This window comes from Streptomyces sp. AC602_WCS936 (genome assembly GCF_019049125.1).
GTDB lineage: Bacteria > Actinomycetota > Actinomycetes > Streptomycetales > Streptomycetaceae > Streptomyces.
On the sequence record NZ_JAGMUF010000126.1, the window covers coordinates 108,652 to 124,282 of the forward strand.

The 15,631-nt window shown below is 70.6% G+C and carries 14 protein-coding genes and 2 tRNA genes; 4 read left to right on the forward strand and 12 right to left on the reverse strand.

Annotated features, from left to right (window positions below):
- The first annotated feature begins 50 nt into the window (after positions 1 to 50).
- Positions 51 to 124 (forward strand) — tRNA-Lys (locus tag KUM03_RS34070).
- A 61-nt stretch (positions 125 to 185) separates the two neighbouring features.
- Here KUM03_RS34070 and KUM03_RS34075 read toward each other — a convergent pair.
- From KUM03_RS34075 to KUM03_RS34085, 3 genes are all read right to left on the reverse strand, one after another.
- Entirely contained in the window at positions 186 to 791 is a 606-nt protein-coding gene (locus KUM03_RS34075) for a lytic polysaccharide monooxygenase (protein WP_217254437.1), read from the reverse strand.
- A gap of 129 nt (positions 792 to 920) precedes the next feature.
- Complete coding sequence (locus KUM03_RS34080) at positions 921 to 2,042, reverse strand: SPFH domain-containing protein (RefSeq protein WP_217254438.1); 1,122 nt, start codon at positions 2,040 to 2,042, stop codon at positions 921 to 923.
- A gap of 58 nt (positions 2,043 to 2,100) precedes the next feature.
- Positions 2,101 to 3,129, reverse strand: coding sequence for a peptidoglycan-binding protein (locus tag KUM03_RS34085; RefSeq protein ID WP_217254439.1), 1,029 nt, complete (start codon positions 3,127 to 3,129; stop codon positions 2,101 to 2,103).
- Positions 3,130 to 3,326: 197 nt separating this feature from the next.
- Here KUM03_RS34085 and KUM03_RS34090 point away from each other — a divergent pair.
- The 3 genes from KUM03_RS34090 (at position 3,327) to KUM03_RS34100 (ending at position 7,632) form a co-directional block, all read left to right on the forward strand.
- Positions 3,327 to 3,400: transfer RNA gene (locus tag KUM03_RS34090), tRNA-Lys, on the forward strand.
- 291 nt (positions 3,401 to 3,691) lie between these two features.
- Positions 3,692 to 5,698, forward strand: a complete 2,007-nt coding sequence (locus KUM03_RS34095) for a glycosyltransferase family 2 protein (protein WP_217254440.1) — start codon at positions 3,692 to 3,694, stop codon at positions 5,696 to 5,698.
- Entirely contained in the window at positions 5,695 to 7,632 is a 1,938-nt protein-coding gene (locus KUM03_RS34100) for a kelch motif-containing protein (protein WP_217254441.1), read from the forward strand. Before KUM03_RS34095 ends, KUM03_RS34100 begins: the two co-directional genes overlap by 4 nt.
- A 74-nt stretch (positions 7,633 to 7,706) precedes the next feature.
- Here KUM03_RS34100 and KUM03_RS34105 read toward each other — a convergent pair whose 3' ends face one another.
- The 9 genes from KUM03_RS34105 to KUM03_RS34145 all read right to left on the reverse strand — a co-directional run bounded on the left by KUM03_RS34105 (position 7,707) and on the right by KUM03_RS34145 (position 15,626).
- Complete coding sequence (locus tag KUM03_RS34105; protein ID WP_217254442.1) at positions 7,707 to 8,738, reverse strand: glycoside hydrolase family 6 protein; 1,032 nt, start codon at positions 8,736 to 8,738, stop codon at positions 7,707 to 7,709.
- A gap of 78 nt (positions 8,739 to 8,816) precedes the next feature.
- Positions 8,817 to 9,527: a class F sortase gene (locus tag KUM03_RS34110; protein ID WP_254400291.1), complete on the reverse strand. Its 711-nt coding sequence runs from the start codon at positions 9,525 to 9,527 to the stop codon at positions 8,817 to 8,819.
- Positions 9,528 to 9,529: 2 nt separating this feature from the next.
- Positions 9,530 to 10,099: a hypothetical protein gene (locus KUM03_RS34115; protein WP_217254443.1), complete on the reverse strand. Its 570-nt coding sequence runs from the start codon at positions 10,097 to 10,099 to the stop codon at positions 9,530 to 9,532.
- A 122-nt stretch (positions 10,100 to 10,221) separates the two neighbouring features.
- Positions 10,222 to 11,001: an HAD-IIA family hydrolase gene (locus tag KUM03_RS34120; protein WP_217254444.1), complete on the reverse strand. Its 780-nt coding sequence runs from the start codon at positions 10,999 to 11,001 to the stop codon at positions 10,222 to 10,224.
- A 93-nt stretch (positions 11,002 to 11,094) separates the two neighbouring features.
- The gene (locus tag KUM03_RS34125; protein WP_217254445.1) at positions 11,095 to 12,147 is read right to left on the reverse strand and encodes a 2-aminoethylphosphonate ABC transporter substrate-binding protein; all 1,053 of its coding nucleotides are present in this window, start codon (positions 12,145 to 12,147) and stop codon (positions 11,095 to 11,097) included.
- Positions 12,148 to 12,205: 58 nt separating this feature from the next.
- Entirely contained in the window at positions 12,206 to 13,003 is a 798-nt protein-coding gene (locus tag KUM03_RS34130) for an ABC transporter permease (protein ID WP_217254446.1), read from the reverse strand.
- Positions 12,990 to 13,898, reverse strand: coding sequence for a 2-aminoethylphosphonate ABC transporter permease subunit (locus tag KUM03_RS34135; RefSeq protein WP_254400292.1), 909 nt, complete (start codon positions 13,896 to 13,898; stop codon positions 12,990 to 12,992). The genes KUM03_RS34130 and KUM03_RS34135 overlap by 14 nt, the downstream gene beginning before the upstream one ends.
- On the reverse strand, positions 13,861 to 14,922 hold the full coding sequence (locus KUM03_RS34140; RefSeq protein WP_217254448.1) for an ABC transporter ATP-binding protein: 1,062 nt from the start codon (positions 14,920 to 14,922) through the stop codon (positions 13,861 to 13,863). The genes KUM03_RS34135 and KUM03_RS34140 overlap by 38 nt, the downstream gene beginning before the upstream one ends.
- Positions 14,922 to 15,626 carry an HAD family hydrolase gene (locus KUM03_RS34145; protein ID WP_217254449.1) on the reverse strand — a complete coding sequence of 235 codons (705 nt, stop codon included), beginning with the start codon at positions 15,624 to 15,626 and terminating at the stop codon, positions 14,922 to 14,924. Before KUM03_RS34145 ends, KUM03_RS34140 begins: the two co-directional genes overlap by 1 nt.
- Positions 15,627 to 15,631 lie beyond the last annotated feature (5 nt).

Sequence of the window (15,631 nt, forward strand, 5' to 3'; positions counted from 1 at the left end):
GGTAGTATTTTCGTCGTCGTCGGCCGCGGGAAGCGGACGGCGGGAGTCATGCGCCGCTAGCTCAGTTGGTTAGAGCAGCTGACTCTTAATCAGCGGGTCCGGGGTTCGAGTCCCTGGCGGCGCACAGCATGAAGGCCCCCTCGCCCAGGCGAGGGGGCCTTCGCGCGTTGCCGGACCGGCCCCGGTCAGAAGGTCACGTCCGAGCACGCGTAGAACGCGTTGCCCGTGTCGGCGACCGTCCACACCGCGAGGATCACGTGGTGCCCGCTCAGCCCGGACGGCAGCCTGCCGGTGTGGGAGAGCGTGGCCGGCGGCTGCTTGCCGCTGTAGGGCACCGTGAAGAACGGGGTGAGGTTGAGGTCGGACCGGGACAGGTTGTGGTTCTGGTTCCAGCCCGGCTTGGTGACGTAGTACCGGAAGTCGGTCGTGGCGTGCCGGGCGGTGAACTGCCAGCGGAAGGTGTAGCTCTGTCCGCCGTTCACCCTCGTGGTCGGCCACGCCTGTCCGTTCGGCGTCTTCGGGCTGTCGAGCTGGGAGAACCGGCCGTTGTTCGCGGAGCAGATCCGGCCGTCGGCCGGTCCGCCCGCCGGGAAGCCCTTGGGCCCCTCGACGCTCTGCGGTTCCCACTGGATGGCGCCGCAGTTGCTGACGCCGCCGTTCTGGCAGAGCTTCTGCCGGCTGACCGGCAGGTCGGTGTAGCCGTGGCCGCTGGCGCCGCCGGACGAGAGCACGAGGGCTCCGGTGGTCGCCATGCCCACCGCGGCGGCATACAACTTGGTCCTTGTGCGCATGCTGCTGCTCCTGTGACGTGGGGGAGGTTCAGTGAGCTGTGCAGGTCTAGACCAAGTCCCAGATTATTGCCGTTAGTTGAACATGTCCATACCAATAGCGGAACCCGGCGGCGCCATCGGCCCGGGGGGTCAGGCCCCCGTCTCCCCCCGTCCGGCGCAGAACGCCACCGTCAGGTCCTTCACCAGCACCTTGCGCTCGTAGTCGTCGAGTTCGACCAGCCCGCGCACGGTCAGCCGGGTCACGGTGTCCTCCACCGAGTCCACGACCGAGGTGAGCGCGCTGGCCCGCTGGGCGGCGTCCAGCGCGGCGATCCGGCGCCGGTGCATCGCGGCGGCGACCTCGGGGGCGTACTCCGCCCGGACCGGCCGCACCGAGAACACCTCCAGGCCGACCGGCGCCGCGTCCGCCGCGACCAGCCGGGTCAGCGTCTCGCCCGCCACGTCCGCCGAGCTGCGGACCGTGCCGAGCGGCTCGACCGGGACCCGGGCGAGCGCCGCCTCGACGCACTCGCGCAGGTACGCCTCGTGGTCCTCGACACCCAGCGTGGCCTTCGCGGTGTCCCGCACCCGCCACACCACCAGCGTCACCGCCCGGAGCGCCACCCCGTTGGCGTCGGCCGCGGGCATCGGCTCGCTGCGCCAGTGCCGCAACCGCACGTCCACCCGGCGGCGCAGCAGCAGCGGGTTGACCCACATCAGGCCGGTGCGCCGCACCGTCCCCCGGTAGCGGCCGAACAGACCGAGCACCCAGGCCCGCCCGGTCCGCCCCCGGGCCAGCCCGCCGAAGCCGAACAGCCCCAGCGCCCCGGCGGCAGCGTACGCCGCCCACTGCGCGGGCCCGAGCCCGGCACCGCCGTACGCCGGCAGCCCCAACGCCTGGGCCGCGAGCGGCGGCACCAGCCCCGCCCACCAGGAGGTGACCGCGCAGCCCACCGCGCCGCAGGCACCGGCGGCCACGCCCGCCGCGCCGGGCAGCACCCGCGCCGGGCGCTCCGTCAGTGCCGGGTCGATCCGCACCGCCGGCACCGTGCGCGCGGCGACCGGGCGGCGGGTGCGGGGCTGCTCCCCCGTGCCCTGCCGGCGGCCGACGACCGCGGGCCGCAGGGGCACCGGCGCCGGGGCGGGGTCGTCGCGGAAGAGGAGATGGACGGGGATCTCGGTGGTGGCCTCGTTGCGGATGAGCCGGACGGACCGGTGGCCGGACTCCGCCGGGCCGCCCGTGTCCGGGTTCGTGGAAGGGGTCGTACTCATGCGTGCTCCAGCCTCCGCGCCAGATGCGTCATGAACGGGTGATCACCGCGGCGGGCGGTCAGGAGAAGAGCCGCCGCCAGGTCTCCGGGCCCGGGTAGCCGTCCGCCGCGCCGCCGCGCCAGCCCTCGGCGCGCTGGAAGGCCTCGACGCCCCGCCGGTCCGCCTCGCCCCAGCGCGGACCCGGTCCGGTCGTGTAGTGGGTGCCGAATCCCTTCGTCACCAGCTGCCTTCCCAGCCGGGTGACGTACGGGTTGTCCGCGCCCGGCCGGAACATCGCCCGCCCGGGGTAGCCGGCCACTCCGTGCGAGGCGGGTCCCGGAGCCGGTACCTGCGCCTCGGCCCCGGCGGTGGTCGCGGTGACCCCCTTGTAGCGGTACGGCAGGTACTTGGCCGAGTCGCTCCAGTAGGCGTAGGGCGTGGACTGCTTCCGGGTGTGCGGCGGGGTCTGCTCGTAGGCGAGGTACGAGGTGTGCGTGGAGTCCGCCCAGCCGCCGAAGATCACCACGTGGGAGCCCTTCTGGGGGTCGGCCGTGTTGTGGAAGAGCAGGATGTCGCCGGGCTGGAGTTCCTCCTTGGTGATGCGGTCGGCGAAGGTGCCGAGGCTGCCGGTCCATTCGTTGGTGGGCAGTTTCCAGGCCATCGAGACATAGCCCGAGCAGTCCTGGCGGTAGCCGTCGGACCAGTAGGCGGTCATGCTGTAGGGCACCTTCGCGGTGACCCAGGTCTGGGCCCGTTCGATGATCTCCGTACGGGTGATGGCGGCCGGGGCCGTCCCCGCCGGGGGCACCGACGGCAGTCCGGCCGGGCCGTGCAGCGGCGCCCGCGGCCCCTGCGGGGTGTCGGGCACGTCGTCCGCCGCGACGCCGGGCCGGTGGGCCGCGTGGGCGGCGGCCGGAACCGCCGCCGCGACGCCCGTGCCGAGTGCGGAGGCCGCGGCGGTGGCCACGATCAGCGCACGGCGGGCCGCCGGATGGACGCCGGCGCGGCCGGTCCGGGAGTGCGGCAGGACCCGGCGCCAGTGACGGCAGCCGGCGCAGTCGCAGTCGTCCGGGGGATCGAATTCCTCGAACACGGGAGCAGTCTCCATGCGATTCCTCTCACACTCCCGGCGATAGTGTCCGAGACGGTACACATCGGTACATGCCGGACAGTTTCTCAACTGTCTTCCTCGCGCGCATGCTGACGGTCCGAATGATGTACACGGGCGCCGGGGTGCTCGCGCCGGGGCTTACGGGGTGGTCCGGAGCACCGGCCGGCATCGGGTAGAGTTGTGCAGGTCAGCAGGCGCCGCTAGCTCAGTTGGTTAGAGCAGCTGACTCTTAATCAGCGGGTCCGGGGTTCGAGTCCCTGGCGGCGCACAGACGGCCGAAGGCCCCCCGTAGCACACGGGGGGCCTTCGGCGTACCCGGCCTGCGGGCATCTTGCGATCATGGTGAACACCGTAGAACCCTGGTCCGGTTGGGGGGCCGGGTGCCGAGGGGATGCCGAGGGGGGCATCATGCAACCGGGGGTCGCTGTTCCATGTCTATAAGGTGTGGATGCCGTGGTGACCGCAACCCACCACTGTTACGTCCGTGAAGGTCGAGGGGGACCCGAGCGGGCGATGGAAGCGACGAAACACGCGTGACGCGCGTGTGGGGGGATGACACATGACGTCGACGCCGACGGGCGCCGGGCAGGACCACGACCCGTCCCAGACCACGCAGCTCAGGGTGCCTGCGCATCGGAACTGGAACACCGGCTCGTTCCGCCGGATGAAGAAGACCCTGCCGAGGTACGACTACGAGCACTACAGCCGGCTCGCCGGGCCCCTCACCCAGCCGGACCCGCACAAACCGTACAAGGTCCAGTACCGCTCGCTGATCTCGCAGGAGCCGCACCGCATCCGGGTCGCCCTGATGCTGGCCGCCGCCCCGCTGCTGTCGGTGGTGCTGCTGGTCTGGCTGCTCCAGCCCACGCACTGGACCGAGCGCGACTACCCGGCCTTCGACTGGCTGCCCACGCTCGACATCGTGATGCTCGTGGCGATCGGCCTGATCGAGCTGTTCCGCTGCCTGAACGTGCTGTCGAACGCGCACGCGACCCTGGTCGCCCGGGACCCGGTCCCGGTGGTGCCCGAGACCGGCACCCGGGTCGCCTTCCTCACCTCCTTCGTGCCCGGCAAGGAGCCGCTGGAGATGGTGACGAAGACCCTGGAGGCGGCCGTGAAGATCCGCCACCGCGGTCTGATGCACGTCTGGCTCCTCGACGAGGGCGACGACCCCGAGGTGAAGGCGGTCTGCGAGCGCCTCGGCGTGCACCACTTCTCCCGCAAGGGCGTCTCGAAGTGGAACCGGAAGAAGGGCCCGCACCGCGCCAAGACCAAGCACGGCAACTACAACGCCTGGCTGGACGCGCACGGCGACGACTACGACTTCTTCGCCTCCGTCGACACCGACCACGTGCCGCTGCCGAACTACCTGGAGCGGATGCTCGGCTTCTTCCGCGACCCGGACGTCGGCTTCGTCATCGGCCCGCAGGTCTACGGCAACTACGACAACCCGATCACCAAGGCCGCCGAGTCCCAGCAGTTCCTCTTCCACGCCCTGATCCAGCGCGCCGGCAACCGCTACGGCTCCCCGATGTTCGTGGGCACCTCGAACGCGGTGCGCATCAAGGCGCTCAAGCAGATCGGCGGTCTGTACGACTCGATCACCGAGGACATGGCGACCGGCTTCGAGATCCACCGCCACAAGAACCCGGCCACCGGCCGCAAGTGGCGCTCGGTCTACACCCCTGACGTGCTCGCCGTCGGCGAGGGCCCGAACGCCTGGACGGACTTCTTCACCCAGCAGATGCGCTGGTCGCGAGGGACGTACGAGACGATCCTCAAGCAGTACTGGAAGGGCTGGTACTCGCTCCCGCCGAGCAAGCTCTTCAACTACACGATGATGATCATCTTCTACCCGATGTCGGCTCTGAACTGGATCCTGGCGGCGCTGAGCTGCTGCCTGTTCCTGGGCCTGGGCGCCTCGGGTGTCAACATCGACCCGGCCGTCTGGCTGATGCTCTACGGCAACGCCTCCGCCCTCCAGATCGGCCTGTACGTCTGGAACCGCCGCCACAACGTCTCGCCGCACGAGCCGGAGGGCTCCGGCGGTGTGGCCGGCATGGTGATGTCCGCGCTGTCCGCGCCGCTGTACGCGAAGGCGCTCATCGACTCGGTGCTGCGCCGCAAGAGCAAGTTCGTGGTGACCCCGAAGGGCGACTCGGCCAGCCCGGACACCCTGTTCGGCACCTTCCGGTACCACTGGTACTTCATCGTGATCTTCGGCGCCTCGATCGCCGCCGGTTTCGTCTTCGGCCACGCGCACCCCGCGATGATCATCTGGGCGACGTTCGCGCTGCTGATCACCGCCTCACCGATGTTCGCGTGGCGCCACGAACTGCGGAAGGCGAAGAAGCAACCGCCGGTCGTGGCGGCGGAGCCCGAGCCCCGGGTTCCGCCGCAGCAGCCGGCGCACGCGGACGCGGCATCGGCGCAGGCGTACGCGCCGCACGCGCCGCATGCCTCGCACGCGCCGCAGCAGAAGCCCAGCTGGGCAGCTCCCGCCGACGGGGGCAACGACCAGACCATGCAGATCGCCCTTGGTGGACTTGGGGGACGTAAGGAATGAAGGACCGTGCCGGCCGCCGCCGGGCCCGTCGCTTCGCGATAGGCACGGCGGTGGTAGTCGCGCTGGCCGGGATGAACGGGCCGTGGCTCTACCGCTTCGGAACCGAGAAATACCACCAGTACAAGATCAACCAGCCGGAGTACAAGGCCGCCAACGGCAAGTGGGAGATCGTCGAGTTTCCCGAGGAGTACCGGCAGAACACCATCCACGCGGCGCTGCTGCGCACCGGCAAGGTGCTGCTCGTCGCCGGGTCGGGCAACAACCAGGACAACTTCGACGCCAAGCAGTACGACACCCGGATCTGGGACCCGGTCAAGGGGACCATCAAGAAGGTGCCGACGCCGACCGACCTGTTCTGCACCGGCCACACCCAGCTCGCCAACGGCAACCTGCTGATCGCGGGCGGCACCAAGCGGTACGAGAAGCTCAAGGGTGACGTCACCAAGGCCGGCGGCCTGATGATCGTCCACAACGAGAACCCGGACAAGCCGATCACCCTCCCGGCGGGCACCAAGTTCACCGGCAAGGAGAACGGCAAGACGTTCGTCTCCAAGGACCCGGTGCTGGTGCCGCGCGCCGAGAAGGTCTTCGACGAGGAGACCGGCGAGTTCCTGCGCAACGACCCGGGCCTCGGCCGGATCTACGTCGAGGCGGAGAAGAGCGGTCGGAAGTACCAGACGGGCACCCAGGACAACTACACCGTCCAGGGCCTGTCGGGCGACGACGCGCGCAACACGTACGGCATCGCCGAGAAGCTCGCCCTCGACAAGAAGGACTTCCAGGGCATCCGGGACGCCTTCGAGTTCGACCCGGTCGCCGAGAAGTACATCAAGGTCGACCCGATGAACGAGGCCCGCTGGTACCCGACGCTCACCACCCTGAGCGACGGCAGGATCCTCAGCGTCTCCGGCCTCGACGAGATCGGCCAGATCGTCCCGGGCAAGAGCGAGGTCTACGACCCCGAGACCAAGACGTGGGAGTACACCGGCAAGATCCGCCAGTTCCCGACGTACCCGGCGCTGTTCCTGATGCAGAACGGCAAGATCTTCTACTCGGGTGCGAACGCCGGCTACGGACCCGCCGACGTGGGCCGCGACCCGGGCATCTGGGACCTGAAGACCAACAAATTCACCGAGGTCCCCGGCATGAGCGACCCCGACATGCTGGAGACCGCCAACACCGTGCTGCTGCCGCCGGCGCAAGACGAGAAGTACATGGTGATCGGCGGCGGCGGCGTCGGCGAGTCCAAGAAGTCCAGCGAGAAGACCCGGATCGCCGACCTGAAGGCCGACGACCCGAAGTTCGTGGACGGGCCGTCACTGGACAAGGGCACGCGCTACCCGCAGGCCTCGATCCTCCCCGACGACAGTGTGCTGGTCTCCGGCGGCTCGGAGGACTACCGGGGCCGCAGCGCCTCCAACATCCTCGAGGCCCGGCTGTACCACCCGGACACGAACGAGTTCGAGCGGATCGCCGACCCGCTGGTGGGCCGGAACTACCACTCCGGTTCGATCCTGCTGCCCGACGGGCGCGTGATGTTCTTCGGCTCGGACTCGCTCTACGCCGACAAGGCGAACACCAAGCCGGGCAAGTTCGAGCAGCGCATCGAGATCTACACGCCGCCGTATCTCTACCGGGATTCCCGGCCGGATCTTTCCGGGGGGCCGAAGACCATCGAGCGTGGTGAGTCGGGGACGTTCACGTCGCGGGCGGCGGAGTCGATCAAGAAGGTGCGGCTGATTCGGCCGAGCGCGTCGACGCATGTCACGGACGTGGATCAGCGGTCGATCGCGTTGGACTTCAAGGCGGAGGGGGATCAGTTGACGGTGACGGTCCCTGAGAACAAGAACCTCGTTCAGTCGGGGTGGTACATGATGTTCGTGACTGACGGGGAGGGGACGCCGAGTAAGGCGGAGTGGGTGCACGTGCCGTAGCGCTCCCGCGGGTGCGTTGTCGGGCGCGGGGAGCGTCGTGGTTGATCGCGCAGTTCCCCGCGCCCCTAGGGCGCTTATCCTCGCGCCAGCTTCAAGGCGTACTCCGGCCACCACTCGCCCGCCTTCGGGCCGCCCTTGCATTCGCCGTCCGACTCTCCGGGGCGCTTGACCCAGAGGTAGGCGTCGACCAGGGGGTCGGCGGTCTTCGTCGTCGGGGTTTCGCCGAGGGCTCGGCCCGGTGGGTTGCACCAGCGTTCCGCCGGGTCGCCCTCGGTGTAGGGGCCGTTGCCGTTGCGGCTGGTGTCGATGACGAAGTGCTTGCCGCCGACCTTGGCGGAGAGCTGCTTGCCGTAGGCGATGGAGTCCTCGGTGGTGTAGAAGTTCGAGACGTTGACCGAGAAGCCGTCGGCCTGGTCGATGCCCGCCCGCTTGAGCGGCTCGAAGATCTGGTCGGGGTGGCCCCAGCCGGCGTTGCCCGCGTCCAGGTAGACCTTGGTGTTCTTCAGCGCGGAGAGCTTGGCGATGGCGCCCTTGAGGAGGTCGTAGCGCTCCTCGTGGAACTGCTCCGGGGTGCAGCCGTCGACCAGGTGGAGCACCGCGTCCGGCTCCAGGATGACCGTCGCGGAGCGGTCGCCGATGCCCTTGGCGACGCCGTCGATGAAGTCGCGGTAGGCGTTTCCGTCGGCGGCGCCACCGCCCGAGTACTGGCCGCAGTCGCGGTGCGGGATGTTGTAGAGGACGAGCAGCGCGGTGCGGCCGGCCTCGTCGGCGGCCTCGGTGAAGCCGCGGGCCTGCTCCTCGGGGTTCTCCGGGCTGATCCACTCGCCGGTCGGCTGCTGGGCGATCTTGCGGATCTGCGCGGCCTGGTCCTTCTTGCCGGACTCCCGCAGCGCCGCCAGTTGCTGCGCCGCGTTGCCGTCCGGGTTGACCCAGAAGGGGTCCGCTTCCTTCGGCTGCTGCGTGATCCCGGCCCCCGCGTCCTTGGCCTTGCCCTTGTCGTCCCCGTCTCCCGACGAGGAGCAGCCCGCGAGCAGCAGCGCCGCCCCCAGCACCACCGCGGACGCCCGCCTCGTGGACATCGTTCCGGCCCCCCTGCTGCCGTACATCCAACCCCCCTGGGTGCACTGTTCGGAGGCTCAATCCTGACATACGCCTCCGGCACCCACGAGGGACCCGGGCAGCCCCTACGTGCCGCCCGTCCCGGTGAGGTACGCCGAGACCACCACGTTGGCCGTGTAGCTGTTCGTGGCGCGGTCGAAGGTGCCGCCGCAGGTGATCAGGCGGAGCTCGGCGCGGCCGGCGTCGCGCGGGCCGTAGGCCTGCTGGGCGTCGAAGCCGTCGCGGGTGAGGACCTGGACGTCGTCGACGGTGAACTCGGCGACCCGGGCGTCCTCGCGGACCACGCGGATCGTCTCGCCGGGTTCCAGGGTGCTGACCTCGTAGAAGACGGCGGGCTTCGTGTCGGTGTCGACGTGGCCGACCATGAGCGCGGTCCCGGCCGCTCCCGGCGTCACGCCGTCCGCGTACCAGGCGACGGAGCCGGGGCGGTCGAAGGGCGGTGGTTCGATGGCGCCCTTGGTGTCGAGGCCGCTGGCCAGCACGGGGGCGCTGATGCCGAGCCCGGGGATGTCGAGGCGCTGCGGCGGGGCGTCGCCGAGGGGGGCGTGGGCGGGGGGCAGCGGTATGTCGGGTGGTCGGCCGGCCGCCGCCATGTCGCCGGTGGCCGGTACGGATATGCCCTCGCGCACGTCGGTGGCCTCGCGGCCCCACAGCCACAGCCCGAGCAGCAGCACCGTCCAGGCGATGCCGGTCACCAGGCGGCCACCGGGACCGACGGGGCGTCGCTGATCGTGCTGCCGGTCCTGTTGCCGGCTCTGTTCGTCCGTTTCGGACATGGTCAGTCCGTCCCGCGGCTCCGGCTGCGGACCCCGCGCAGCGCGACGGCGACGGCGGCGATGCCCGCGAGGACCAGGCCGGTCACGGTGTGTGCCGTGCCGGGGGGCTCGGGCCGGGCCTCGTCGCGGCTGTCGGAGGCGGCGAGCTGCGCGGTGCCGCCACCGCCCGCGTCGACGGGGGCGACGGGCGAGGCGGGTGCGGCCGGGCGCTGCCGCTCGGCGACGGTGACGGTGCCCTTGCGCGCGTCGTCACCGCACTTGACCTGGACGACGTACGCGCCGGCCTCCATGGTGGAGCGGACCGTGCCGGCCCCGACGAGGACGCCGTCCTTCGCGGCCAGGGTGAGCTTGGCGTCCGAGACGAACGCCGCCGACACGGCGACGGCCGTCTTCTCGGTGCAGTCCGCCACGCGGAGCTGGACGTCGCTGCCGGGGGCCGGGGTGGACGGTGACACCGAGACGCCTCCCCCGTCCACCGCGTACGCGGCCGGTGCGACCGCGATCGGGGCGATCGGTGCGAGCACCGCGGCCGCCGCGGCTCCGGCACAGAGAGTGACTTTCAGTGAGCCCATCGTGCACCTCCAGTTACCTGGAGACTCCCCCGCGGGAGGGGCCCCCGCATCCTGCGCGGGGGCCCGGCTGCTCCGAACGGGTTACTGCGGGGGCGGGCGGGTTTACCGGTGCTTCCCGGGCCTCAGACCCGTTCGACCAGGTCCGCGATCGAGTCGACCACCTTGGACGGGCGGTACGGGAAGTCCTCCACCTGCTCCGGCCGGGTCAGGCCGGTGAGGACCAGGAAGGTCTGCATCCCGGCCTCGATGCCGGCCAGCACGTCGGTGTCCATGCGGTCGCCGATCATGGCGCTGGTCTCGGAGTGGGCGCCGATCGCGTTGAGCCCGGTGCGCATCATCAGCGGGTTGGGCTTGCCCGCGAAGTACGGCTGCTTGCCGGTCGCCTTGGTGATCAGCGCCGCCACCGCGCCGGTCGCCGGGAGCGGCCCCTCGGTGGAGGGGCCGGTCTCGTCGGGGTTGGTGCAGATGAAGCGGGCGCCCGCGTTGATCAGCCGGACCGCCTTCGTCATGGCCTCGAAGGAGTAGGTGCGGGTCTCGCCGAGGACCACGTAGTCGGGGTCGTGGTCGGTGAGGATGTAGCCGATGTCGTGCAGGGCGGTGGTCAGCCCGGCCTCGCCGATGACGTACGCCGAGCCGCCGGGCCGCTGGTCGTCCAGGAACTTGGCGGTGGCCAGCGCCGACGTCCAGATCGACTCGATCGGCACCTCCAGGCCCATGCGGCGCAGCCGGGCGTGCAGGTCGCGCGGGGTGTAGATGGAGTTGTTGGTGAGGACCAGGAAGGGCTTGCCGGATTCCCGGAGCCGCTTGATGAAGGCGTCGGCGCCGGGGATCGGCACACCCTCGTGGATGAGGACCCCGTCCATGTCGGTGAGCCACGACTCGATGGGCTTGCGGTCTGCCATGTCCGGGTTCTCCTGCCTGCGTGGTCCGGCGTGCGCCCCAGCCTAGACAGCGCGGGATCTTGTGGGAACGGCCGTCTCAGCTTCCGGCGCTTCTCAGCTTCCGGTGGCTTCCTTCCAGGCGTCGATGTAGGAGGTGAGGTTCTTCTCGATGTCGTCCCAGTCGGGCTCGAAGACCTCGACGCCGTCCATCAGCTTGGTCAGGGCGATGGCGTTGGCGTCGGTGGCCTTGACGTCCTGGCGGGCCGCGAAGCCGCCGCCGATCTCGCTGACCTGCTGCTGCGCCTTCTGGCTGAGCATGTAGTCGAGGAGCTTCTTGCCGTTCTCGGTGTGCGGGGCGTCGGTCACGAGTCCGGCCGCGTAGGGCAGGGCGAAGGTGGTGGGCTTGCCGCCTTCGCGGGCCGGGAACCAGATGCCGAGGTTCGGCATGGACTTGGACTGGGCGAAGTTCATCTGGACGTCCCCGTTGGCGACGAGGAGTTCGCCCTTGTCGACCTTGGGGGCGAGCTTGCCGGTGGAGGCGGACGGGCCGACGTTGTTGGCCTGGAGCTTCTTCAGGTACTCCATGGCGGGCTGCTCGCCGCCGAAGTCGTGCATGGCCTTGATGAGGACGGCGGTGCCGTCGCCGGCGACGCCGGGAGTGGAGTACTGGAGCTTGTTCTCGTACTTGTCGTCGAGCAGGTCCTCCCAGGTGGTGGGGGCCTGCTTCAGCTCCTTCTTGTTGTGGATGAAGCCGAAGTAGTTGTTGACGACGGCGGTCCAGGTGCCGTTCGCGGCCTTGTCGGCGCCGCTGACCTGGTCGACGCCCTTCGGGGAGTACTTCTGGAGGAGGCCCTTGGTGTCGGCCTGCTGGATGAAGGGCGGGAGGGTGACGAGCACGTCGGCCTGCGGGTTGCGCTTCTCGCGGGTGGTGCGCTGCACCATCTCGCCGGAGCCGCCTTCGACGTACTCGACCTTGATGCCGGTCTCCTTCTCGAAGTCCTTGAAGACCCGGTCGTACCAGCCGTCGCCGTTCTCGCCCTTGAGGCCGTCGGCGCTGTAGACGGTGACGACGTTCTCGTCGGAGGCGGCGGAGGTCCCGGAGCAGGCGGTCAGCGGGACGGCGAGCGCGGCGAGGGCGGCGAGCGGCTTGAGGGCGTTCCTGGGCATGGCGAGGTGAACTCCTTGCGTGCGGGTCGGTGGGAGGCGGGCTCAGCGGTTCATCGGTTCATCGGTACGAGGCTCGGGTGCGGATGCGGGAGACGGCGAGCAGCACCAGCAGGGTCGCCGCCATCAGGACGACGGCGATCGCGGAGCCGGTGAACAGGGCGCCCCGGTCGGTGGAGGCGTAGATCAGGACCGGCAGCGGGGTCCAGTCCGGCGGGTAGAGCATCATCGTGGCGCTCAGCTCGCCCATGGACAGGGCGAAGCAGAGGCCGGCGGCGGCGGTCAGGGACGGCAGCAGCAGCGGGAGCTTCACCCGCCACAGGACGTACGCCGGTGAGGCGCCCAGGGACGCGGCGGCCTGTTCGTAGGCGGGGTCGAGGCGGGTGATCGCCGCGGACACCGACTGGTAGGCGAAGGCGGTGACCAGGACCGAGTGGGCGATGATCACGATCCAGCGGGTGCCGTTGAGCAGCATCGGCGGCTGCGAGAAGGCGACCAGGGTGGCGAGGCCGACGACGACCGAGGGCACGGCGACGGGCAGGACGAACAGCGCGTCGAGCACCTTGCGGTGCCGTTTCTTCAGCGCCGCCGCCGCGAGCGCCGCCCAGGTGCCGGTCGCGAGCGCGAGGAGGCTGGCGGTGACGGCGGTGACCAGGCTCGTGGTGAGCGCTTCGAGGGCCTCGCCGCGGGTGGCCGCCTGGTAGTTGGCGGTGGTGAAGCCGGAGGGCAGGACGCTGGACCAGTTGGTGGCGAAGGAGGCTCCGAGGACGACGAGCAGCGGGAGCGCGAAGAGGGGGACGAAGAGGAGGAAGAAGACCGCCCACGCGGCCCACCTCGCTGCGCGGCTATGCACCAGCACGGCGGCTCACCACCCGGTAGAGGCCGTAGAGGCCCGCGGAGATCAGGACGTTGACGACGGCGACCACGCAGGCGCCCGGGTAGTCGGACTCCAGGATGGCCTTGCCGTAGACGAGGGTCGGCAGGGTCGTGACGCCCTTGGCGCCGGTGAACAGGACGATGCCGAACTCGTTCAGGCACAGGACGAGGACCAGGCTGCCGCCGGCCGCGAGGGCGGGCAGCGCCTCCGGCAGGATGACCTGCCGGACGATGCGCGGCGCGCGGGCGCCCAGCGAACTGGCGGCCTCCAGCTGACCGGTGTCCAGCTGCGAGAAGGCGGCGAGCAGCGGGCGCACCACGAACGGCGTGAAGTACGTGATCTCCGCGAGCAGCACGCCCCACGGCGTGGTCAGGAACTGGAACGGCCCCTCGGCGGCCCCCGTCACATCCGTCCACGCCCCGTTGGCCATGCCGACCGTGCCGTAGATGAAGAGCAGGGCGAGCGTGATCAGGAAGGACGGGAAGGACAGGAAGACGTCGATGAAGCGGGCCACGGCCTTCGACCCCGGGAACGGCACGAAGGCGATGACCAGCGCGAGGACGAACCCGAGCACCAGGCAGCCGACGGTGGCCGCCACCGCCAGCCACACCGTGGTCCACAGCGCCTCGCGGAAGGCGTACGAGGCGAACACGTCGGCGTACGGCTGGACCGAGGTGCCGCCGGTGTCGGGCTGGAAGGACTGCTGGACGACGAGGGCGAGGGGGTAGAGGAAGACGAGGGCGAGGAGAGCTATGGGAGGCAGGGCCCAGAAAAGCGCCCCGCAGGGGCGCGGGGAACTGCGCGCCCAGCCACGGACAGGCCGCACTTTGTGCACGATCTCAGCCACCCCCCACCCCCGAAGGCAGCAACACCGCATCCTCGGACGCGAAGTGCACACTCACCGACTCCCCATGCACCGGCGGAGCCTTCAACTCACGCAGGTCGGCCATCACCCGGTGTCCGCCCACGTCGACGTACAGCCGGTGCGTCGCCCCCCGCCACTGGATCTCCCCCACCGTCCCGGTGAGCCGGTTCGGCCCGTCACCGAGCCCCACCAGATGCGGCCGTACGCACAGGGTCGCCGTCGCCCCCGGGGCGACACCCCCCGTGTCGACCTTGATCTCCGCGTCCCCGAAGGACACTCCCCCGGCCACCACGCTCACCGGCAGCAGGTTCGCGCCGCCCACGAAGGACGCCGTGAACTCGTCGGCCGGCGCCCGGTACAACTCCCTCGGCGTCCCGCATGCGCGCAGCTTCGCCTTGTCCATGACCGCGATCCGGTCGGCGAGGGTCAGCGCCTCCACCTGGTCGTGGGTGACGTAAAGGATCGACACGTCGGGCAGCTCGCGGTGCAGGCGGGCCAGTTCGGCGAGCATGCCGGAGCGGAGCTGGGCGTCGAGCGCGGACAGCGGTTCGTCGAGGAGCAGGACGTCCGGGCGGATGGCGAGGGCGCGGGCGATGGCGACGCGCTGCTGCTGGCCGCCGGACAGCTCGCGCGGGTAGCGGCGGGCGTAGGCGCCCATGCCGGTCATCTCCAGGGCCTCGAGGACGCGGGTGCGGATCTCGGCCTTGGGCACCTTGCGGGCCTTCAGGCCGAAGGCGACGTTGTCCTCCACCCGCATGTGCGGGAACAGGGCGTACTGCTGGACGACCATGCCGATGCCGCGCCGGTGCGGGGGCAGGTCGGTGACGTCGCGGTCGCCGAGGTACACCCGCCCGGAGGCGGGCCGTACGAACCCGGCGACCGCCCGCAGCGCGGTGGTCTTGCCGGATCCGGACGGCCCGAGCAGCGCCATGACCTCGCCCGGTTCGACGGTGAGGTCGAGGGCGTCCAGGACGACGTTGCCGTCGTAGGCGACGGTGACCGAGTCGAAGCGGATGCCGCTGCTTGTGGCGCTCATCAGCCGGCTGCTCCCCGCAGGAGGGCGGGCAGGCAGGCGACGGAGTCCAGCACGTGGGTCGCGCCCGCCTCGCGGAAGGCCTCGTCGCCGTGGGCTCCGGTGCGCACCCCGGCGACCAGTCCGGCTCCGGCCCGTACGCCGCTGAGCACGTCGTACGAGGTGTCGCCGACGACGGCGACCTGGTGTACGCCGTCGGCGGCCTTGGTGCGCAGGAAGGCCTCCAGCACCATGTCCGGGTACGGCCGTCCGCGCCCGCCCGCGTCGGCGGGGCACAGGGTGAGCGGCACCAGGTCGCGCCAGCCGAGCGCGTCGAGGATGGCGTCCTGGGTGACGCGGGCGAAGCCGGTGCTGAGGACGACGGTGCGGCCGTCGGCGGTGAGTTCCTCGACGGCCTCGCGGGCGCCGGGGACGGGAGCGATCAGGCCGCCGTCGACGAGTTCGCCGTACGCCTTCTCGAAGGCGGCGTTGGCCTGCCGCGCTCGGTCCTCGTCGCCGAACAGGTGCCGGAAGACGGAGATCTTGGACTCGCCCATGGTGGCCCGGACGTAGGAGAGCTTGTCGGCGTGGTCGTCGGTGCCGGGCTCGACGCCCAGTTCGCGGGCGGCGGTGTCGAAGGCGCGCTCGACGAGGCCGCCGTCGGCGACGGTGGTGCCGGCCATGTCGAGGACGACGAGGCGGATGTCGATCGGGTTCACGGGGGTCATGCGGG

What these genes read in the sequence shown, in the direction of transcription:
- KUM03_RS34140 (WP_217254448.1), bottom strand. Translation starts at nt 14,922, where the DNA reads ATGAGCGCCACAAGCAGCGGCATCCGCTTCGACTCGGTCACCGTCGCC.
- KUM03_RS34095 (WP_217254440.1), top strand. Translation starts at nt 3,692, where the DNA reads ATGACGTCGACGCCGACGGGCGCCGGGCAGGACCACGACCCGTCCCAG.
- KUM03_RS34145 (WP_217254449.1), bottom strand. Translation starts at nt 15,626, where the DNA reads ATGACCCCCGTGAACCCGATCGACATCCGCCTCGTCGTCCTCGACATG.
- KUM03_RS34085 (WP_217254439.1), bottom strand. Translation starts at nt 3,129, where the DNA reads ATGGAGACTGCTCCCGTGTTCGAGGAATTCGATCCCCCGGACGACTGC.
- KUM03_RS34125 (WP_217254445.1), bottom strand. Translation starts at nt 12,147, where the DNA reads ATGCCCAGGAACGCCCTCAAGCCGCTCGCCGCCCTCGCCGCGCTCGCC.
- KUM03_RS34120 (WP_217254444.1), bottom strand. Translation starts at nt 11,001, where the DNA reads ATGGCAGACCGCAAGCCCATCGAGTCGTGGCTCACCGACATGGACGGG.
- KUM03_RS34100 (WP_217254441.1), top strand. Translation starts at nt 5,695, where the DNA reads ATGAAGGACCGTGCCGGCCGCCGCCGGGCCCGTCGCTTCGCGATAGGC.
- KUM03_RS34115 (WP_217254443.1), bottom strand. Translation starts at nt 10,099, where the DNA reads ATGGGCTCACTGAAAGTCACTCTCTGTGCCGGAGCCGCGGCGGCCGCG.
- KUM03_RS34080 (WP_217254438.1), bottom strand. Translation starts at nt 2,042, where the DNA reads ATGAGTACGACCCCTTCCACGAACCCGGACACGGGCGGCCCGGCGGAG.
- KUM03_RS34110 (WP_254400291.1), bottom strand. Translation starts at nt 9,527, where the DNA reads ATGTCCGAAACGGACGAACAGAGCCGGCAACAGGACCGGCAGCACGAT.
- KUM03_RS34105 (WP_217254442.1), bottom strand. Translation starts at nt 8,738, where the DNA reads ATGTACGGCAGCAGGGGGGCCGGAACGATGTCCACGAGGCGGGCGTCC.
- KUM03_RS34075 (WP_217254437.1), bottom strand. Translation starts at nt 791, where the DNA reads ATGCGCACAAGGACCAAGTTGTATGCCGCCGCGGTGGGCATGGCGACC.
- KUM03_RS34135 (WP_254400292.1), bottom strand. Translation starts at nt 13,898, where the DNA reads ATGCGGTGTTGCTGCCTTCGGGGGTGGGGGGTGGCTGAGATCGTGCAC.